The sequence below is a fragment of the Kitasatospora sp. NPDC002040 genome (genome assembly GCF_040296785.1).
Lineage (GTDB): Bacteria > Actinomycetota > Actinomycetes > Streptomycetales > Streptomycetaceae > Kitasatospora.
In genome coordinates this window covers 93,014-112,973 of record NZ_JBEOXV010000002.1, presented here as the reverse complement: position 1 = coordinate 112,973, position 19,960 = coordinate 93,014, and the positions used below count along the sequence as shown (strand labels likewise).

At 71.6% G+C, this 19,960-nt stretch carries 14 protein-coding genes; 10 read left to right on the top strand and 4 right to left on the bottom strand.

Annotated elements, in window-relative coordinates; genetic code table 11:
- Positions 1–405: 405 nt before the first annotated feature.
- From ABT118_RS05915 to ABT118_RS05895, 5 genes are all read left to right on the top strand, one after another.
- Entirely contained in the window at positions 406–885 is a 480-nt protein-coding gene (locus ABT118_RS05915) for a hypothetical protein (RefSeq protein WP_350645219.1), read from the top strand.
- Positions 882–3,776 carry a M48 family metalloprotease gene (locus ABT118_RS05910; RefSeq protein WP_350645218.1) on the top strand — a complete coding sequence of 965 codons (2,895 nt, stop codon included), beginning with the start codon at positions 882–884 and terminating at the stop codon, positions 3,774–3,776. Before ABT118_RS05915 ends, ABT118_RS05910 begins: the two co-directional genes overlap by 4 nt.
- Positions 3,777–3,786: 10 nt before the next feature.
- The gene (locus ABT118_RS05905; protein WP_350645217.1) at positions 3,787–4,353 is read left to right on the top strand and encodes a hypothetical protein; all 567 of its coding nucleotides are present in this window, start codon (positions 3,787–3,789) and stop codon (positions 4,351–4,353) included.
- Positions 4,350–5,552, top strand: a complete 1,203-nt coding sequence (locus ABT118_RS05900) for an immunoglobulin domain-containing protein (protein ID WP_350645216.1) — start codon at positions 4,350–4,352, stop codon at positions 5,550–5,552. The genes ABT118_RS05905 and ABT118_RS05900 overlap by 4 nt, the downstream gene beginning before the upstream one ends.
- Positions 5,553–7,561: 2,009 nt before the next feature.
- Positions 7,562–8,122, top strand: a complete 561-nt coding sequence (locus ABT118_RS05895) for a hypothetical protein (RefSeq protein WP_350645215.1) — start codon at positions 7,562–7,564, stop codon at positions 8,120–8,122.
- A 260-nt stretch (positions 8,123–8,382) separates the two neighbouring features.
- On the opposite strand, the gene ABT118_RS05890 is transcribed toward ABT118_RS05895, so the two are convergent.
- Positions 8,383–10,281 (bottom strand): APC family permease, encoded by a 1,899-nt coding sequence (locus tag ABT118_RS05890; protein ID WP_350645214.1) that lies wholly within the window; start codon positions 10,279–10,281, stop codon positions 8,383–8,385.
- Between the two features lie 289 nt (positions 10,282–10,570).
- Between ABT118_RS05890 and ABT118_RS05885 the strand changes: the two genes are divergently transcribed.
- The 4 genes from ABT118_RS05885 to ABT118_RS05870 all read left to right on the top strand — a co-directional run bounded on the left by ABT118_RS05885 (position 10,571) and on the right by ABT118_RS05870 (position 15,271).
- Entirely contained in the window at positions 10,571–11,359 is a 789-nt protein-coding gene (locus ABT118_RS05885) for a bestrophin-like domain (protein WP_350645213.1), read from the top strand.
- A 333-nt stretch (positions 11,360–11,692) separates the two neighbouring features.
- Positions 11,693–12,709 (top strand): hypothetical protein, encoded by a 1,017-nt coding sequence (locus ABT118_RS05880; RefSeq protein WP_350645212.1) that lies wholly within the window; start codon positions 11,693–11,695, stop codon positions 12,707–12,709.
- Between the two features lie 450 nt (positions 12,710–13,159).
- A complete protein-coding gene (locus tag ABT118_RS05875; protein ID WP_502884488.1) occupies positions 13,160–13,603 on the top strand; it encodes a class I SAM-dependent methyltransferase in 444 nt (147 codons plus the stop codon).
- Positions 13,604–14,797: 1,194 nt separating this feature from the next.
- The gene (locus ABT118_RS05870) at positions 14,798–15,271 is read left to right on the top strand and encodes an SsgA family sporulation/cell division regulator (protein WP_350645210.1); all 474 of its coding nucleotides are present in this window, start codon (positions 14,798–14,800) and stop codon (positions 15,269–15,271) included.
- A gap of 29 nt (positions 15,272–15,300) precedes the next feature.
- Here ABT118_RS05870 and ABT118_RS05865 read toward each other — a convergent pair whose 3' ends face one another.
- The 3 genes from ABT118_RS05865 to ABT118_RS05855 form a co-directional block, all read right to left on the bottom strand.
- Complete coding sequence (locus ABT118_RS05865) at positions 15,301–16,143, bottom strand: geranyl diphosphate 2-C-methyltransferase (protein ID WP_350645209.1); 843 nt, start codon at positions 16,141–16,143, stop codon at positions 15,301–15,303.
- A gap of 14 nt (positions 16,144–16,157) precedes the next feature.
- Complete coding sequence (locus ABT118_RS05860) at positions 16,158–17,093, bottom strand: terpene synthase family protein (protein WP_350645207.1); 936 nt, start codon at positions 17,091–17,093, stop codon at positions 16,158–16,160.
- Positions 17,094–17,326: 233 nt separating this feature from the next.
- A complete protein-coding gene (locus ABT118_RS05855; RefSeq protein WP_350646279.1) occupies positions 17,327–17,974 on the bottom strand; it encodes a MucR family transcriptional regulator in 648 nt (215 codons plus the stop codon).
- 808 nt (positions 17,975–18,782) lie between these two features.
- On the opposite strand from ABT118_RS05855, the gene ABT118_RS05850 reads away from it, so the two are divergent.
- Entirely contained in the window at positions 18,783–19,958 is a 1,176-nt protein-coding gene (locus ABT118_RS05850) for an MFS transporter (RefSeq protein WP_350645206.1), read from the top strand.
- Positions 19,959–19,960 lie beyond the last annotated feature (2 nt).

Here is a 19,960-nt window from a genome sequence, read left to right as displayed (position 1 = left end):
GATTCGCAACAGCTGGGCCAGGACCTCCTTACGGGTGCGGGTCTCGCCTCGGTGTTCAGTACGGGCTCACGCCAGGTCGCTTCGACCTGGCCGTGCTGCTCGGGCCCGGCGGTCGTGACGGCTGCGGCGATGGCCACTCGGCTCATCGGCCCCCGACTCGGCGCGGGCCGCGTCACCACCCCGCCTGATCCGGCCCTCCTGCGGGGCATTCGCGGCAACCGTCGCGGAAGCGTCCCGAAGCCGTCACAGCCCTTGTGCTCCACCGCCCCCTCGGCCAAGGTGGTTCGACGGTACACCGACAGACCGTCGGATGCCGTGACCAATCTCGGGGGGGATTGCATGGGATTAGACGCCGCTCGGCCGGATGACCGGCCGGCCGCACCGACCCGGACGACGGTACGGGACGTGGTCCGTGACGTAGTGGCGGAGGTCGCGCCCGCAGAGCTGCCGCTCCTCGTGGGGCTGGCCGCACTGGACGACGCCACCGTGGTGCGCCGCCTGAACGATCGGGTACGGCGGTCCGAGCCGCTGGGCTTCGGACTCGGGGAGATCGTCGCCTTGGTGACTCCAGTTGTCTGGCTGGCAGCCGACCAGGTGGCCCAGCGGGCCGCGGGCGCCGCAGTGGACCGGGTGGCCGGCGCGGCCGGCTCCGGGCTCCGCCGGCTCTTCCGGCGGAGCCCCGAGCCGGTGACCGTGACCGTTCCGCCGTTGAGTCCTAAACAGATCGTCGAGGTACGGCAGTTGGTCTTGGACCTGGCCGCCGATCGGGGCCTGGACGAGCAACTGGCCGTGACGGTGGCCGAGTCGCTGGCCGCGAGGCTGGCGCTGGCCGCTTTGCGGGGCACGACGCCCGGCCCGGACGATGCCGCCGACGGTGGCGCATGAGGGCCGGGGCCGCCGATGAAGGTCAGGCCGGGCCGAATCCGGTCCCGCTCGACGAGCGGGTGCTGACCGCCGGCACCACCCTGCGGTTCGTGCTGCTCCTGGCGCTGTTGGCCGCAGCCGGCCTCCGGATGGTCCCCGCAACCGTGTGGCACCTCCTCGTACCGTCCGAGTCGGCCGACCGCCAGGCGGCCTGCTGGCTGGCCGCCGGAATCGATCCGGGCTCGTCACTGAACGCGGGCTACGACCGGTACGCCCGCAACGCGACGGCACTGCGCGCGTGCGTGGACCAGTACGGCCGCAGCTTCGACCGGGAGTCGCTCGCGGTGGGTGCCTTACTCCTGGCCGCAGCGCTCGCGCTGTTCTGGCTGCTGCCGGTCTGGCGGGGCCGGCGGGCACGGCTCTCCACGGTGGACGGCTCGCCGGACCTCGCCCGACTCCGGGAACAGCTGGACGAGTTGGTCGCCGCCGCCGGGCTCGCCCGCAAGCCCAGGTTCGTCGTCGAACCCCTCCGGCCGACAGCCACCGCCGTCGTGTTCGGCCGCTGGGGCCGCCCCACCGTCTGCCTGCACGACGGCCTGGTGGTCACCGCCACCACCGACCCCGGCCGGTTCCGAGCGGTGGTCCTGCACGAGCTCGCCCACATCCGCAACCGTGACGTCGGGATCACCTATGCCACGGTCGCGCTCTGGCGGGTATTCCTCGTACTGGTCCTGCTCCCGTGGGCCGTGGTGGGGCTGAACAGGCTGATCTTCGCCGGAACCGCCTCCGCCCGTGCGCAGTACGCGCCGTTCAACACACACGAAATGGTCCTGGCCGCCCTGCTGGTGGTCTCGGCCTACCTCACCCGTGCGGGGATCCTGCGCAACCGCGAGATCCACGCCGACCTGACCGCCGCGCGCTGGGGCGCCGACCGGAGGTCCTGGGAGGTCACCGCCTCCACCCGCCCCCACCGTAGGACCGGCCATCACGGGACCGGCCGTCTCGCCGCGTTCGCACAACTGTGGCGCACCCACCCCTCCTGGGCCCTGCGCCGCAGCTCGCTCACCGACCCGAAAGCGCTGTTCGCCCTGGACGGCCTCCAACTGCTCCTCGCCGGGCTCGCGATCGACATCCTCGCCTGGCAGCTCGGTAACCTGTCGGATACCTCCTTTCCGCTCCGCGAGCTGCTGCTCGCCGGCTTCCTGGTCGGCATCGGCGGCACCGCCCTGTGGCGGGCCGTGGTGTACGCCGCCGCCACCCGCCAGCGCCCGCCATCCGGGACACCGGCCGGCCTGTGGCTCGGCACCGGAGTCGCGGTGGGTGAACTGGCCGGCCCGGGGGCGGCCTGGAACCACTGGTGGCCGCCCCACCCGGAAGCCTTGCTGATCCTGGTCGCGGGGCTGGTGCTGGCGATGGCCTGGACCGCCCAGCACGCGGAACTGCGGATTGGCTCATGGCGCGGACGCACGCTCGGCCCGGCCGCGTTCGCGAGCCTGGCAACCGCCGCGCTCGCCCTCACCGCGGTGCTCTGCTGGTGGTTCCCGCTCGGCCAGGCCCTGACCGACGGCTGGCCGTTCACCACCCGCGGCCTCCTCGCCTCCTACGGCCTGCCCGGTCTGCCTCCCGACCAGGTCGGCCCACTGCTGAGCACCATCGCGGTCATCGACGTCCTGCCCGGCACGGACGACTCGGCGGCGAGCCTGTGGTGGGCCGTACCGCTGCTCTGGCTGCTTCCGCTGCTCACAGCCGCGCGCCCGCCACTGCACCGGCTGCCCTGGCTCGCACGGGCAATGCCGGACACCGACGGACAGCTTGCCCGCCAACCGTCACGGCCAGGACGGTTCCTGACGGCGGGCCTGCTGGGGGGCCTGCTGTGCTGCGGCGCCCTGGCCCTGGCCATGGCCTGGCTGCACACCCCGTCCCCGGCGGCGGTCCGGATGACGGGCCCGTTCCAACTGACGCACCTGCTGCTGCCGGTGCTGGTGATCTGCGCAGTCATGGCCGCCACGGCCCTGCTCACCGCGGCCGTGACCGGATCCTCCTGGCTCCTGGGCGGGTTGATCGCAGCCGGTACCACCGCCCTGTCGGGCGTCCTCGGCGTCTTCCTCCTGATGGGAGCGGACGGCTGCCTCGGCCCGCTCAACACGATGACCAACAACTGCGACTGGCGGCCGGGCGTCATCTGGCCCCTGGTGCGGATCATCGTGGTCCACACCCTGACCCTGGGGACCCTCGCTGCCGCCCTGGCAGCCTTCGCAGGCCGCGGGGCGAGACTCCTGTGGCGCTTCACCGCCCGGCGCGAGGCAGCCGGACCCGACAACCCCAGGGCCGCCGGGGCCAGGCGGCGGACGACGCGTGCGGCGGCCCGGGTGTTGGCCACCGCCGGGCTCGCCCTGACGGCCGTCGTCCTCGCCCAGACAGCGACGGCATCCGGACGGACCGGGTCCCCGAAGTGGACCGCAGACCGGCCCGGCCCGGCGCTTTCCGGTCCAGCCGCGCTCCGGGCGGCCCAGGCATGGGCCGCCGTCGGCGGGCTCGACCTCCTGGGCCGGCTCTACACGGCGGAGCGCTCCTACTCCACCGCGTTCGACGGCGTACTGACGTCCGCCTCCCAACCCGAACTCATCGACCAAGCCCTCCAGACACTGGGCACCACCTGCGACGGGCTGACGCAGGTCGCGGAACGCGCCGAGGCCTTCTTCAGCCTGCCCGCCCCGGAAGGGCAGCAAGTCTGGTCCCAACTGATCCTTCGATACCGGCAGTTGGCAACGGCCTGCCGTGACTTCGTCGGCCACCCGGCCTCGGCGAGCGCGCTGGCCACCGACTCCGCGGACCACGATCTCGTCAACTCGGCGGACGCGTTCATGTCCTGGCTCGCCGAATCGGGTGCCATCCGCCCCCGCCCCAGCTGAAGGAGAGCACATGCCACCGCCACGCCTGCCCCGCCACTGCCGTCCAAACACCGGTGGCCTCCACCCCTTACCTTCCGTCAGGACACCGGCCTCCCGCCTGGCCCTCCTCTTGGGCCTGCTGGCGTTGACCGCCTGCGGTGGCAACCCGGTCCCGCAAGCGACCGCGGAAGACGCCCCGGCCGAGCAGCACACCGTGCTGCTCGAAGCGACCTCCGACTACGGGTGGCCGATGCAGATCATGTACTACGGACACACTCTCGGCCCGAAGGGGTTGGCCTCGATCGGCGGCGCGAACGACAAGCTGACAGCGGAGTCACCCTGGAAGGTCAGTGTGACCGTGGCGGGCAAGGACCCGTGGGTCCTGCTGTCGGCGAACGGGTCCGGCTGCATCGGCCCGGCGACCGGCGGGGACTCCTGCGAGACCGGGAGCATCCCCAACCGCAAGGACATCGTCGCCACCGGAACCGTCTCCTGCCGCATCACCATCGACGGCAAGGTGGTCGTCGAGCGTTCGTACACCTGGCCCACCATCATCCCCGTCACGTGCCTGACCGGCAGCGGGGAGCAGCCCAAGTGACGAACACCTTCGACCCCATCGCCGAGCCCGGAGGGCCCGGTACTGAGACGGCACCACCGGCTGGCCGTCGCCGGCTACGCCGGGCCCTGCTCGCGCTGATCGCCCTGCTCCTCGTCGTCGCGGCGGTCCTCTGGTTCGCAGGCGGCCTTCGCGGCACACCCGATCGCCCCTCCTCCTCGCTGCGAGCCGACCTGGTCAAGGCTCTGGAGCGGCTGGGGAACGCACCCGCGCTGCACTACACCGGCACCATCCACATCGAGGAGCAGGGCAAGGCCGCCCTCGACCTGACGGTCAGCCACCCCGCCGACGCGCTGGGCACCCTGACCATGGCCGGCAGCCCGGCCCTCGACTACCTGGGCACTGACGGCAAGTCCTTCCTCAACGGCACCGCCGCTGCCTGGCAGTCCGTGGGCATGGCCGACAAGTCCGCGGTCATCGCAGAGCACCCGGCCATGGTTTCGGCGATTCGGTTCTTCACACAGGACCCGGCCGCCGCCCTGGCACCCCCGGCACTGGCGAAGAGCCTGCTCCCGGACCACATCCCGGACGACAAGATCACCGCAGACCAGCCCGTCACCGTCAACGGCCGCTCCTGCACACCCGTGCACGTCGACGACTCGACCCTCTGCCTGGGCCCCAGGTCGCCCGACGGCGTCCGCTCGATCGAGCGGATCGCCTTCCCCGGAGACTCGACCGTGGTCGACGTCGCGCGGGTGCCCCGGGAGGAGCTGAACCGCTTCTACACGGACCTTCCGGTCAAGCTCACCGGCCTCCGCGACGCGGTCAACCCGAACGTCCGGGCGAACTCCCAGATCCTCCGCGACTACGAGGGCGCCTGCTCGCCGACGTCGTGCAAGTTCACGGCCCGCGTGACGGTCACCTACCTCGGCGCCGAGACGGCCGCCGCCGCCGTAGGGCCCGTCCAGGTCAACTACCACTGGGAGATCGACCGGGACGGGGCACCGGCCGGCGTCGGGCCGGAGTGCTCGGGTGCTGTGCTGATCCGGCCGGGCCAGTCGAGCAACCTCAGCTGCACCGGCACCGGCGGCCCGGTCTCGGGAGCCACCAGCGGCGGGTACCACGGCAGGCTCATCACTTTGGACGTCGCCCTCACCGACGCGGAGTTCGGCCGTCTCGGGCAGCGGGCGGGCGAGAACCACCAGAAGGTCGCCGCCCTGCCCGACCTGCCGCCCCTGTGATCGACGCCGGAGGCGGGCGGGGTGGACCGGCCGCCTGCCTCCGGTACTGATCGGCGCCCGACGTCGCGCCAGGTGCCGGTTCCGCATCCGCGTGTCGGCCTTCACAAGACGATGCCGAGGACGACGACACGACACTGGCCGCGTTCCAGGTCCAGCCGTACGCCACGATCGTCACCGGCGTTCCCGGCACCGGCTCCTGTGCGACGCTGTGCGAAGCGCGCTGCAGCTGCGGAGACCGACCGCGCGGCCGCTACCGCCTGACCAGGACACGACGGCCGGCCGGGCAAGGACCCGCTAAAGCCAGCACACGGGGCCGACAACGGCACGCAGCACTGTCACCCCGGTGGAGGCGCCATGCCCGGCAGGGCCCCGCCGCACGAGGAGGCGGACGGGACACTGCCGAAAGCGGAAGCCGGTCTCGGCCCGTCACCGCCCACTTCAGAGCCTAGGCCGCGACAGCGGCAGCGTGGTCAAGTGCCCCCCCGAATCACCACAGGTTCACCCAAGAGGAGGTCGTACCCCTAGGGCCCGCTTCTTCCCGTCGGGCCGAGACGCTGGCTCATATGGCGGGCATCTCCACAGGTCTGCGGTCCGCGTGGCGGACCGCGGCGTTGAGCCATCCCGCTCGGCTCGTCCTGCTGCGGGCCAAGTCAGGTCGGGCACCGCTCGGTGTGGGCGGGGCGCCGGTAGGGGTGTCAGAAGCGGTTCGGGTACGTGATGGCGAGCATGAGGTTGGCGTTCGGCAGGCCGTCCACGATCAGGCCGACGATGGTCCTGAAGCTCATCAGAGCCTCGCACCCATGGAGCGATCCCAGCGGACGGCACCTCGGGCTCTCGTTCAGGCCGACTCGGCTGCCTCCTTGGCCGGGAAGATCGTTCCTTCACCACCCGGAGGCTTTCGCCGCCTACTGTGGTGGTCATGCCGGGCACTGAGCGGAACTGGCCGCTACCGGGCACTGTCGCGCCAAGGGCCTCCGGGACACGGTACGAAGTGCTGCAGCTGCCCCGGACCGCTGCGGGTGAGAGCCGTGGGCGGTGCTTGACCACCACACCGGCCGCTGGGTCGAAGCAGGTGCGGAGATCGACCTCTACGCCACCAAGGACAGCGCACGCTCCTGCGTCCGGCGCCTGCACTACCTGGACGAAGCCGGATCCGGGGGCCCCGCGCACCGAAACCCAGCCCTCGCCCCTCTGCTCAGACCCCGACCAGCGCCACTGTGCGAGGCGTGCTCCAGACGTGGTGACCGACCGGGCGGCGGCCGCCCCAGGACACGACGGCCCGGTCGGTCAGCGGCCCGCCCGACTCGAGCACACGGGGCCGACCACAACCCGGGGCCCACGTCGTGTCGGTGGAGGCGACAAGCCCGGCGGGGCCCGGCCGCACGGGGAAGCGGACCGGACCCTGCCAAAAGCGGAAGCAGGGCCCGGCCCGTCACCACCATCGCCACAGCCCAGGCCGCGGCCTGGGCCATGGCGATGAAATACCTCTCGAAGCACGACAGGTTCACCCAGGAGGGCGCCGTTCCCACTCACGGCCGGCTTCGACAGAAGGGGGCGAGGCACGGGCTCACGCGCCGTGCCGCTCCACAGTGGGCGGGGCGGTACGGGCTGCGGCGTCGTCCTGCTCGGCTCGTCGTGCCGCAGGACGGGTCCCGTCGGACGCTGCCCGGTGCGCGCTCAGCGAAGACCCGGTGGTGGGTGTGTGCCCGTCGGCTGCTCAGCGCCCCGGTGTACGCGGCGGCCGGAAAGGGCGGTGCGCTGGTGCGGCCCCACGGCCCGGAGCTCGCGGTGGCGCAACCGCGCTCACCACTCGGCTGTGGCCGGTCTCACGCGCTGAGCGTTCGCGGCCGCCGGGGCCCCTCCCTAACCTTGGAGGGACAGCCCGCGCGACACTCCCGCGTCGTGTCCGCCTCCGTGACGAGGAGGCATCGGGTGAGTGCGGCTGAGCGTCCGCCGCAGCAACCACGAAGTCCCACCAGCTTCCCTTTACGTACGAACGAGGTACCCGCATGCCTGCGCCCGCTCCCAATCCCGCCGCCTGGGCCGCGAACTCCGCGCCCACACCGCGCGGTCCGAAGAAGAGCCGGAAGGGCCTGAAGATCGGTCTCGGCGCGGCGGCCGCTCTTGTGGTGATCGCAATCGCCAGCTCGGGCGGCAGCCAGACGAAGGACGACTCCAACCCAGCCGCCGCCCAGGGGTCCGGGTCCGCCCCCGCCACAATGGTGGCCCCGCCGGCACCGTCCGCTCCGGTGGCCCCGCCGGCCCCGGTCGCCGCGGAGAAGGCGCCGGACGACAAGGCCAAGGACGTGGCCCTGGGGCCGGTCGAGACCAACGACGTGACGGGGTGGACGTCCGTGCCGGTCACGATCACCAACCACACCACCAAATCCTCGAACTACATCGTGCAGATCGAGTTCGTGGACACCTCCGGCACCCGCCTTGACGAAACCATGGTGGCTGCCAACAACGTCGCCCCGGGCCAGAAGAGCAACGAGACCGGCCAGAGCTTCAAGAAGCTCGACAGCAAGGTCACCGCCAAGGTCACCAAGGTCACCCGCTACGCCGCCTGACGCCGCTGCTGGTATCTGCCCCCGCGACAGGGTCTTGTACTGGGTGAGGGTGGCCGCCATGGGCGTGCGCTGCTGCGAGTGCCGGCCGCCTGCGGGACGGAGCCTCTCGACGCGCCGTCCGCGGTGCGCGGGCCGGCCCCAGACCGGGACGCCGCCATCAACCCCGACCATGTACCCGGAGCCGGACTGCCCCGCCGCCTTGCCCGAACAGCCGGTCCGGCCTCGACCGGGGGGAACCGCACCGGGGTGCGACCGACCCGTCATGGGTCGGCTCCGTCACTACGTGCCTGGGTGTGGGTGGTGGGGCCGAGGTGGTATGGGACGGTGGAGACGACGGCCTCGGTGCGGCGGCGCAGGAGTGCGGCGAGGACGGCGGAGCGGCGGCCCTGGAGGAGGCGGTCGCGGTGCCGGCCGGGGAGCTTCTCGGGGAGCAGGACGGTGACCTGGTGGCCTCGGGCGGTGGCCTGGTGGACGTACTGGACCAGGGGGGTGAGCAGGGCGTGGTGCGGACTGGGGAGCAGTTCGAGGGGGACTCCGGGGTTCCACTGCCGCCACTGCCGGGCGAGTGCGGCGGCGCTCTCGGGGCGGGTGTGGACGGTGACGGCGATGACGGTGCCGCCGAGGGTGAGGGCGCGGGCCAGGGTGTGGGCGGTGACGGCGCTGAGCTCGCCGACGGGGACGATGACCAGGCCCTGGCCCGCCTGGGGGTGTTCCGGGATCCGGCCGATGCCGGTGGTGGTGGCGACGGCGGCGTAGTAGCGCTGGACGCGGGCGAAGAGCAGCATCAGTAGCGGCACCACCAGGACCACGGCCCAGGCGCCGTGGGTGAACTTGAAGACCAGCAGGACGGCGGTGGCGGTGAGGGTCAGGGCCGCGCCGGTGCCGTTGAGCAGGATCAGCCTGCGCCAGCGGGCGGGGCGGCGCTGTGACCAGTGGCGGACCATGCCGAGCTGGCTGATGGTGAAGCCGATGAAGATGCCGAGGGCGAAGAGCGGGATCAGGCGGTCGGTGACCGCCCCGGTGGCGGCCAGCAGCAGCGCGGTGAGCGCGGCCAGTGCGAGGACGCCGACGCGGTGCACGGGGCGGGCCGCGCGCAGGCCGAAGACGTGCGGCAGGCGGTTGTCCTTGGCCAGCAGCGCGAGCAGGATCGGCAGGGAGCCGAAGCTGGTGTTGGCGGCGGCCGCCAGCAGCAGGGCCACCGTCAGGTTGGCGGCGTAGTAGGGCCATCCGGTGCCCAGCGAGTGCGCGGTGAGCTGGGCCAGCACGGTGACGTCGGCGCGCGGGACGACGTGGTCGCGGGCCAGCAGGTAGCCCAGTCCGACGAGCATGACCGCGAGCAGCACGCCGAGCAGCACCTGGGTGCGCTGGGCGGTCCGGACCCGGGGGCGGCGGAAGGCGGGGACGCCGTTGGCGATCGCCTCGACGCCGCTGAGCGCGGTGCAGCCGGAGGCGAACGCCTTCAGCAGGAGCAGCACGCCGAGGCCCTGGGTGACGGCGACGGTGGGCGGCCCGCCGGCTTCCGCGACCGGGGCGGGGCGGGCGAGGCCGAGGGCGATGACCGCCAGGACGAACAGGATGAAGAGCAGCGTCAGGGGCATCAACAGGCGGGCGCTGTCGGCGAGTCCGCGCAGGTTGACGGCGGTGAGCAGGACCAGGGCGGTCATCGCCGTCAGCAGCAGGTGGTCGTTGAGGGCGGGGAACGCGGAGGCGAGGCTGGCGGCGCCGGTGGCCAGGCTGACGGCTGCGGTCAGCACGTAGTCGACCACCAGGCCGGCTGCGGCCAGCCGGGCGGTCCGGGGGCCGAACTGCCGTTTGGCGACGGCGTAGGAGCCGCCGCCGTCGGGGTGGACGGCGATCACCTGACGGTACGACAGCACGAGGGTGGCGAGCAGCACCGCGATGACGATGTTGAGCGGCAGGATCGCGCCCACCGCGTCCGCGCCGGCCGCGGCCAGGATCACCACGGCGGCCTCGGGTCCGTAGGCCACCGAGGTGAGGGCGTCCAGGGACAGGGCGGGCAGTCCGCCGAGGGTGGTGATGTGGTCACGGTCCCCGGTGCGGCGCGAGCGCAGCAGACGGCGCACCGGGGACGGGCGGTGGTGCGCGAGCGCGGTGGAGGTGCTCCGGGGCGTGGGGGGCCCGGGTGTGGACGTCGGCATGGGCAACCTCCACCGTGCGGGGTCGAGCAGTGCGGCGGTGCGGCTTCCGGACCAACTATCCGGTGTCGGACCCGCCTTGGGGCGGTGAGGCAGCGAACGTCGCCTGTGTGGGCGAGCGGACTCCGGGGCGCGCGCGTGGGGCCGGTCTACGGACCCCCGCACGCTCTTTCACCTTCTTCGCGCCGACCGTCCGGGTGAAGTAGGCGCGAAGTGGCGGCCGGTGCGGTGCGCCCGGAACGCGGGAGGGGACGGTGAGGGACCCACCGCTACCACCAGAGGCGAGGACGCCATGGGACTGTGGCTGCTCAACACCTTCGACACGTTCGTCCTGGCCGTCATCGTGGTCGGCGTGATCATGCTGGTCACCGTCGTCGGGGCGCTGCTGGTGCGCCGGCGCTTCCCCGAGCTCGCCAAGGGCGAGCACAACGAGATGGTCGGGACCGTGCTGGGCATGTTCGGTGCGATCTACGGCATCATCCTGGCGTTCGTGATCGTGACCCTGTGGACCCAGCTCGACACCACCAACACCATCGTGGCCTCCGAGTCCACCGCCGCCGCCACCCTGGTCCGCGACGCCGGCGCGTTCCCGCCCGCCGAGCAGGCCCGTCTCAAGACAGCCGTCGGCGCCTACGTCCACGGCGTCGCCGACGTCCAGTGGCCGCTGATGCGCGAGGGCAACCCCGACTTCGAGGCCACCGGCGCCCTGCTCCAGGGCGTCTACGACGCCCTCCAGAGCTACGAGCCCGTGACCGAGGCCGAGAAGGCCTACTACGGCCAGGCCGCCGCCAGCCTCGACACGATAGTGGCCCAACGGCGCGCCCGGATCACCATGGCCACCCAGGAACTCCCCATCCTGCTCCAGGTGTTGGTCTACGGCGGCGCACTCGTCATCCTCCCGCTGACCTTCCTCTTCGGTGTCCGCAGCCGCTCCATGCAAGTCCTCTTCGTCGGCTGTGTCGCCGCCCTCATCGGCTTCAGCATCCTGCTCACCGTCGTCCTCGACCACCCCTTCGCCGGCGACCTCAGCGTCTCTCCCGACCCCTTCAAGGAAGGCTCCCTCGCGCAGTTCTGGAAGTAGAAGCACCGCCACGACCGGAGCGCACCTCCGATGAGGGAACACGCCCACCATGGCGGTCCAACGGCAAAGCACGACGCGCCCCCCGCTCGATTCGCCCGCCGACGGGCCAGACCCTGCGGCAGCCGGGGCGGGCACACCGCCGAATCAAAGAGCGCGGCCCCCGCCCACTCCGCCAGCGCCCCCAGTTCAACCACCACTACCTGTACGAGCTCGGTGGCGGACGGCACCGAGTCCCCGCCGTCCGCCCCGCGTTGACAGCCGAGAAGAGGCACACCGTTGAAGAGGACACGACTGACCGAAGTACTTCCGCTGGGGCAGCCATCGGGCCCTGGCTTGACCGCACCGAGGAGCTTCGTCCATCCGCACCGCGGAACCGTCCAGTGCCCCGCGGCCCCGCTGCTCACCGCTCACCTGCCCGGCCATGACCGCCGGGCCACCGCGCCCCTGGCCGGCCACGCTCCCAGAGGCCTGCCGGTCCAGCCCAGCGGGAACCAGGGCATCCTGGCCGCCACCACCTACCTCGACCTCGACGGCACAGCCGTCGGGATCGCCATCGCGGCCCCGACCCACCTCGAGGACCTCGCCCGAAAGACCCTCGAACAGTGGACCGGCGCGCTGCGCACCCGACGCGTCCTGGTGCCGTCCAGCGAAACCTGCCCCGCCGGACGTGCCACCGAAGGAGGCGGCTCCCGCACCTGCCCCAAGGCGGCAGCGGCCCAAGGCGCCGTGCGGCACTTTCTGAACCGGCAGGACACGGTGCTCCTGCTGGGCAGCGGCCCCGTTCACCTCACCGGCCACACCGGGCCGGTCATCGCCATCCCCGACCCCGCCGCGGCCCACCGGCTGCGGATCCCCGACCCGGAACGCCTCTCCTTCGTCCTGCAGCCCTGCACCATCGTCGACGAGATCACACCCATCCTGCGGGTGCTCCGCTCGCGCTTCCCCCTGCTGCGCGGACAGCACCCGGACCAGTGGTGCTACACCGCCTCCGACGCCCGGCAAGGAGCAGACGCGGCTGCTCAGGCGAGCGACCTGCTCCTCAACCTCTCCACCCCGCCGGCCCCCGCCGAACGCTTCTCGGACATGGCCGTCCGCAACGTCAGAACCCTCAGCGACATCCGCGCAGCCGACCTCGCCTGCGCCGCGACCATCGCCATCGTCCACTCACCCCCCGCGGACCCGTCGGCCGCGGAGCGGCCGTGGGTCAGCGCCGCAGGCCTCGTCGAGATCCTCTCCGGCCTCGGCCCGCTCAGCGTCGTCCGCCACCGCGCCCGCACAACCGTCAGCACCGACATCTACGAACGCGTCGCACCCGCAGACGGGCCCATCGGTCGACAGAACCCGACCTAGCCGCAGGCCTCTGACACCCCCCGCCAGGACCCAGGCCAACCGCGAACGCCCAGCCCGCGCGAGGGTCCAGCACCCAGAAGGAGAACCCGTAAGTACCTCGCCATCGGCAACTGCAGCGACACCGTCAGCCTGTCGTACATCGTGGGCCCGGCCTGGAAACGGCCCGTCACAATGCCGATCGGCGAGCGGGTAAGTCGAGCTGCCGACTGCCGAGTTCCACCGGACACGCGTGCTTGACGGCCAGTTCCCCTCCCGGTGCCGGACCGCGGGCGCCGCAGGGTGCCTACGCCGAGTGCGCGGAACCGGGCGGGACTTGAAGAGCTGTCAGGGGCACATCTCGCCGGACAGGTCAGCGGCTTCCCGTGCCTTCTCGGCACGGTGGGCTGCAGCGACGCGGACGTGCAGCGTGCGGGTGAGGTTCGCGCGATCGCGCCCTCGGGTCTTCATCGCATGGCAGTTGGGGCACAGGGCGCACATGTTGGACGGATGGTCTCGGCCGCCGTCACCGCGATGGACCAGAGTCGCGAGATGCTCGACATCGCCCGCACCCGCGCGCCCAGGGCCGGCCTGGTCCACTCCCTCTTCCCGCCGCTGCCCTTCCGCGACGACGCCTTCGCCACCCTGTTCACCGCCAACTTCTACGGACTGCTGCGCCCCGACGAGCGCGTCGTCTTCCTGGCCGAGGCCCGCCGGGTCGCCGGCCGCCTGCTGGTCCTCGACCTGCGCAGCGACGACGACCGGCACACCGAGAGAACGGAGCAGCGGGTGGTCGGCGGCACCGGCTACCCGATCTTCCGCCGCCTCTTCACCCCGGCCAACCTCGTCGCGGACCTGGGCGGTGAACTCCTCTACACCGGGCGGTACTTCCTGCTGCTGAGCACCGAACTGCGCTGAGCGCGCCCGCGCCGGGCTCGGCGGCGTGGGACCTGGTCGTGTCTGGCTCGGTTTCGCAGTCACCACCTTGCTGGCGGATCGGCCGGGCCAGCGACTGATCGTGCTGATCGACCAGCTCGAGGAGTTGTTCGCGCTCTGCCCGGACCCGGCGGAGCACCCGGTCGACGAACAGGTCGTCGGCGATGAAGAACCAGGTGAAATACTTCGCTGCGGTCTGCAGGCACTTGCTGGTCGGCCTGCAGGTAGCAGCGTGCCGCGAGCCAGCCGCACCAGGTGCGTGCCAGGCTCGGGTGGTAGGTGGCCTCCGGGGTCAGGCGGTGGTCCACGGCGAACCGCAGGGTGCCGGCCTCGGGGCTTCAAGGATCGGCTCCTCGCTGGGGCGCAGCCGGTACGGCGCCGCTCGGAGGCGAGTCGGGAACGGTTGCCGGGCCTTCCGGACCGGAGCGATGGCAGATCACCCGTAATGGAGCATGACCCGGCATCTGGCGCTCTGGACCAGGACGGCCGGCCCCAGACTCGCCCTACGGCCGATCGACGGGCCGCCAACTCCCGGCCCGCTCCCAAGCCCTGATTCACCTGGCTCTGCCTCGCTGAACGGCCGATGGGAGGAACCGGCCCGCGACTGATCCCGGGCGCGCATCGGGTAGGGCCGACTCCCTCCCATACCCACGCGACCCGGACGCGCAGGGATGTCCCGTCCGGAACGCGTTGGACTGCGTAGTAGCGAGAGGAGAGCTCGTAGGCCATGGCCAGCCCTACGGACTTGTGCCGGACGTCGTCGATCCACCAGGCGAGGTCGGGGGCGCCCGCGCGCAGCTTCGCCTCGACTCCGAGGAAGCGCTTCAGGGTGATCCGGCCAGAGTTCACCGGCCCCGCGCCGGCAGTCGGTGGCCGAGCGCGCCCTTCCGCGTGCGGTATGGGATCCGCCCCGGTCGGCCACTACCAGACGGGTGGGCTTCCCGAAATACGCGATCCGGGTCAGGCATGTTGAATCCTGCAAGGTGTTGAAAGCCGGGCAACTGCCGGGCCTCGAGAAGAACGATGACGGCTCACGGTCTGGCTCGTTGACACCGGTGTGAACGTCCACCGCGGGCCCTCGGAACACCAGCGAACACAGCCCGCACTCACCCCAGCCCCGCCCCTATGGCCGCGCCGCGCATCGATGCGTGCCGCCTCGCCGCTCCGAGAGCAGACATGAACCACTGGCAGCCCCTGGACGCGCCCGCGAAGCAGTACCCAGCCGCGCGGTGCGCGGTGCCTCTCGAGTTGAAGGTCGTCACCTGCACCGGCCGCAGCATCTCCATCGCGGCGTGCCTGAAGTACTCTGCGTCGGATCCCTACGCCGTCCGCCTGGACATCTACGCCGGCTACGGCACGTCCACCGCGTGGGTCTTCGCCCGCGATCTCCTGACCGTTGGCGTCAGCCGGGCGGTGGGTGCCGACGACGTGTCCGTTCACCCCTTGCCTCAGGGAGGGCGGCCGACCGTCGTCATCACCCTGCGGGGCCAGGAGGACACCGGTGTGCTCCATGCGCAGACCTCACGGGTCAGGAGGTTCCTCGCGCTGACGGAACGTATCGTCGCCACCGGCCAGGAGAGCGGTCGCCTCGACATCGACATGCTGTTGCGTCGCCTGCTGGACGAGGGCCCCGCGGGCAGCGCGAGGTGAAGACCGTCACCTGGTGGTACTGCGGGGGCTCAGATGCGGTCGGCTGCGATCAGGAGGTACTGGAAGCTGCCGTCCTTGTAGGAGCTGAGGAAGGCCTCCTCGATGCCGGTGGTGACGGAGGAGTGGGTGCGCAGTTCCCAGTAGGGGATGGTGGCGGGGGTGAGGTTCTCGACGTGGACGGGGACGAGGCGGTTGGCGGCCATGGCCGCGAAGTACTCGGAGCGGGCGTGGATGTTGCACTCGTAGTGGGCGTTGATGGTGGAGACGGCCTTGGAGGGCTGTCCGTAGACGTCGTTGTAGCAGCCGGTGATGGTGACGTACCGGCCGCCGCGGGCCAGCAGGGCGGAGTGTGCGGCGAACAGGTCCTTCAGGTCGACGTACATGGTGGACTCGTTGTTCCAGATCGCCTGGTAGCCGCCGGGGGCGAAGCCGGTCTCCAGCATGTTCCCAACGTGGTAAGTCACCTTGTCGTCGATGCCGAGCTCGCGGGCGCGGCGGTTGGCGAAGTCGACCTGCTTGGAGGAGAGCGAGATGCCGTCGGCGTGGCAGCCGAAGGCCTGGTGGGCCAGGACTGAGGTGCCGCCGCGGCCGCAGCCGGCGTCGAGGATGCGCTGCTCGGGCTTGACGGCGCCGAGGTGCTGGATGAGGAGGTGGGCCTGGGCGGTCTCCAGGCGGTGCATCTCGTTGATGATCGCCTGGTCCCGGTCGGGCTCCGGCGTTTCCAGGACGGACCAGTCGACGTCCCCGACGCCGTAGTGGTGGTGGTAGAGGCCGTCGACGTCGCCGAGCCGGAGGTTGACGGGTCGTTCCTCGGCGTTCCAGTAGTTGGCGATGTCCTGCTGGTAGGCGCTGTGGGTGGAGACAGTGCTCATGGGGGGTGTTCCCTTCAGGTCCAGAAGTCGGGCAGGGTGTAGCGCTCGGAGTTGGTCTGGTGCCAGTGGTGGTTGCCGGCGACCCAGGCCGCGAGTCCCTCCAGGAAGCGGTCCAGGTGAGGGTGTTGGCCTCGAAGTCGGGCTGCGTCTCCTTCAAAGGCGTGCATGACGTCGTTGTGCACCTCGACGGCTCGCAGGTAGCCGGTCTTGGCGTCTCCGGTCTCGGCTGCCAGCACCAGCGGCAGGTTCAGGTGCGGGTGCCGCATGCGCAGTTCCTTGGTGTACGAGTACAGGTCGTTGACGAGCGTGGTGGCGTTGCTCGCCAGGGCCACCGTGCGCTGGACGTCGGGGCGGGTGTAGACCTCGGGGGGGAGTTCGTAGCCGGCCACGGCGTCGGTGATGGTCAGGCAGGGGCGGAAGTTGTTGAACTGCCGCATCGTCAGATACTCCCAGGCGGCGGGGACGCTCCCGTCGAGCTTCCACGTCGCCTCGGCCAGGTAGCCCAGGTGCAGGCGAGCCATGTCGTGCCGGAACCGGTCGGCCTGCGCGGGGGTGGCGATGGCCTCGAAGTCGTCCATCGCGGTGCGGTAGCTGCGCAGTGCCTCGTCCGACCGGATGCCCTTGGCCCAGTCCGCGCCGTGGCGGCTCGTCAGGTGGGCGGGGTCCAGGGCGCTCTGGGCGATGAGCAGGCGCGCGCCGAGCCCCTCGGGCGAGCCGCCGAAGTCCTCCACGTAGCAGTCGTCCACCACGTTCTCGGCAGCCAGGAGTTCGGCGGCCGCCATCAGATGCTCGATCGAGGCGTGGTCCGGGTACTGGAGGACCACCGCTCGCCCGACGCCGAAGTCGACCAGGCCCTGGCGCCACTGCGGTGGGCAGACGTCCTCGCTGGTCACCCACCGCGCGATCCGTGCGTCCACCTCCGCCACGGTGTCGGCGTCGGGCTCCGACACAGACGGGCAGTACAGGCCTGGCACCCGATCTCCTGGCTGCGGTGGTGTCACGTGCATCTCCTCATCGGTGCGCAGCCAGCCCCCCTTTCCGGGTGGGCGTACTTAATGAAACTCCCGTCGGGCCTCGGAGCGGGAGGCGGAGAGCGGGCCGTCCTGTTGAAATTCGGAACCTGTTGAAGGCCTAGAGGTAGGCCGGTGGGAGTACGGGTGCGGGCCACCGGCCCGAGCTGCCGTCAGTTCCCGGTACGTCGGCGCCAGCGCCGTACGGTGGTTTCTCCGACGCCGATCAGTTCACAGGCTGCCCGGCCGGACAGGTGACGTGTGGCGTCGATGGCCGTCGCCATCGAGGGGAAGCCGGCCGCTCGGGCGCGTGCTTCCACCGCTTCGCGGCGGGCCTGCTGGGCGGCCGGCAGCGTCCGCAGGGCGCCTGCCCGGCGTGCTGAGCGGACTGAAGGAAGGTCGTCCGTACGGGCCCGGCCGGCCGCCGATCGCCGAACCAGTTCGGCCGAGGGCGGCGTGGCGGCCCGCATGCGTTCGATCAGCTGCGGGTCTGAGTCCATCGCCTCGATCCGGGCGGCCGACAGGGCACGCCGGACTGTGGGCGCCATGAGTGCGGAGCGTGTCGGCAGACGGTGTTCGGTGCGGTACCGCGCTGCCGTCATCTGATGAGCCCGGGCGAGGTGCGGCCCGAGGGAGCGGAAGCGGCGTCCGCAACCGAGGCAGGTGACGAGCCCGTCCGGGTCGGCTCCGTCGGAGCGGCGGGACCGTAGGCCGGTGTCCGGACCGACGACGGCGAGGAGGGCATCCAGGTCCCACAGGAGCGCACGGTCCCGCAGCCGGCCGGCCGTAGCGGGCGGCCACCGGTCGCGGTGGCACCGCATGGCGGCTTTCAGGCTGCCGGCTGCGTACCCCAGCAGGTGTTCGGCCTCCCGCCGGGTGACCAGGCCCGAGGTGAAGGATCTCGAAGAGCCCATCAGGCCAGCGGCGCCCGGTGCGACGGGGGGCGCCTTTCGGAGGGATCCGGCCCCCGCGTCATCGGCTGTCATTCCTCGGACCCGCCGTCCTTGGGGGTCGGTGTGACCTGTCCGCCAGTTCGTCGTGACGGTGCGGCACAGTTCGGCATGTGGTCATGGGTCAGCTCGGGTGCCCGAGGCCACCGGACCCGCCGGTCGCATCATTCCGGTGGAGCAGGTGTCCGCTCGGTGCAGGCTACCCCGGTCGGCTCTCGTTGAGACATCGGGCGGCAGGACGGTGAACTGCTGGGCAGTGATCGAGAGTTGGGGAATGGCTCCGCGCGAGGCGTGAAGCGGGTGAGAGGCTGGAGGGCAGTGGGCGGCAGAGCTGCCGGAGACCCGGGGATTCCGAGCCGCCGGAGCATCATGTCGGTGGCACGCTCTACGGCACCCGGGTGAAACAGGTGCCGTACGGGCGTACCGGACGTTCCGTCGGCCACGGGATGCCGTTGTGTGCAGCGTGCACCAGACCATCGTTCTGCCAGGCGCCGACGTGCCCGCAAAGGGCAGCTCCGACCTCACGTCCGCCGATGACCGCGTATTCACGGAACCCACTGGGGCCGGGCCCCGGCCTTGCGGACGAGAAGGGAGACACAGCGCGTCTCCGCCGGACGCCGCCGGACGCCGCCGCGTCGGCCGGCCCGTACTGGTTCTGCTTGCGATCGCCTGTGCCGCCGTGAATCTGCGTCTGGCGGTGACCGCCCTGTCTCCCCTGCTGCCGGTGATCCGGGACGAGCTTCACTTGGGCACGGAGGCGGTCGGGCTGTTCGGAGCGCTTCCCCTGGCTATGTTCGCTGTCATCGGCCTGGCGACCCCGTCCGTGATGCGTGCGATCGGTGCCGAGGCCACTGCCGCCCTGGCCATGCTGGTGACAGCGGTGGGCGAGGCGGCCCGGGCGTTCGCCACTTCCGGCGCCGCCCTGGTGGCCCTGACCGTCGTCGCGCTGGCCGGCATGGCGCTGGGCAACGTCTGCGTTCCGCCACTGATCAAGAAGCACTTCCCCAACCGGGTTGCCGCCCTCAGCACGGTGCAGTTGGTGGCGGTTCATCTCGGGGCCCTGGTGCCGCCGCTGGTCGCCGTTCCCCTGGCCGGCGCGGCGGGCTGGCGTGCCTCCCTCGGATCGTGGGCGGTGGCCGCGGCCCTCGCCTGCTGCCTGTGGACCTGGGTGTGGGCCCGGACACGCCGGACCGCAAAGCCCCCTGTCGCGCTGAAGGCCCTCCCGGCCCCCGGAGCAGCCGTTGCCACGCGTCCCGTCTGGCGCGCCCGGACGGCCTGGAACCTCGCCCTGCTCTACGGCATGGTCTCCTGGAACGTGTTCACCCTGTTCACCTGGCTGCCCACGCTCCTGACGGAGGCCGGCCAGTCACCCGCGCTGAGCGCGGCGATGGTCTCCCTCGTGGTCACCATCAGCCTCGCCTCCGCCGTCGTCACCCCGGTCCTCACCGTCCGGATCCGCAGCACTCTGCCGCTGAGCGCGGGGGCCGCGGCCGCGTTCGTCCTCGGATACACCGGGCTCGCCCTTGCTCCCGCTGCCGCACCCATCGCCTGGACACTTCTGCTGGGCCTTGGCTGCGCGCTCTTCCCGGTCACCATCACGATGATCAGCACCCACGCACGCACGCCGCACGGGGCGAGCTCACTGTCGGGGTTCGTGCAGGGTGTCGGCTGCGCGCTGGCGCTCCTCGGCCCGCTGCTCTTCGGCGCCGTCCACGCCCTGACCGGGCACTGGTCCGCGTCCTACCTCCTGATCACGGCGCCGTCGGTGGCCCTCGTCGCCGTCGCCGGCTGGCGTGTGCGCCACGCACGCGCCGTCGAGGAGGACCTGCTTCCGGCCTTGACCCTGGCCACGTGAGG

What these genes read in the sequence shown, in the direction of transcription:
- ABT118_RS05905 (WP_350645217.1), top strand. Translation starts at nt 3,787, where the DNA reads ATGCCACCGCCACGCCTGCCCCGCCACTGCCGTCCAAACACCGGTGGC.
- ABT118_RS05870 (WP_350645210.1), top strand. Translation starts at nt 14,798, where the DNA reads ATGAACCACTGGCAGCCCCTGGACGCGCCCGCGAAGCAGTACCCAGCC.
- ABT118_RS05910 (WP_350645218.1), top strand. Translation starts at nt 882, where the DNA reads ATGAGGGCCGGGGCCGCCGATGAAGGTCAGGCCGGGCCGAATCCGGTC.
- ABT118_RS05865 (WP_350645209.1), bottom strand. Translation starts at nt 16,143, where the DNA reads ATGAGCACTGTCTCCACCCACAGCGCCTACCAGCAGGACATCGCCAAC.
- ABT118_RS05875 (WP_502884488.1), top strand. Translation starts at nt 13,160, where the DNA reads ATGGCAGTTGGGGCACAGGGCGCACATGTTGGACGGATGGTCTCGGCC.
- ABT118_RS05890 (WP_350645214.1), bottom strand. Translation starts at nt 10,281, where the DNA reads ATGCCGACGTCCACACCCGGGCCCCCCACGCCCCGGAGCACCTCCACC.
- ABT118_RS05885 (WP_350645213.1), top strand. Translation starts at nt 10,571, where the DNA reads ATGGGACTGTGGCTGCTCAACACCTTCGACACGTTCGTCCTGGCCGTC.
- ABT118_RS05895 (WP_350645215.1), top strand. Translation starts at nt 7,562, where the DNA reads ATGCCTGCGCCCGCTCCCAATCCCGCCGCCTGGGCCGCGAACTCCGCG.
- ABT118_RS05855 (WP_350646279.1), bottom strand. Translation starts at nt 17,974, where the DNA reads ATGCGGTGCCACCGCGACCGGTGGCCGCCCGCTACGGCCGGCCGGCTG.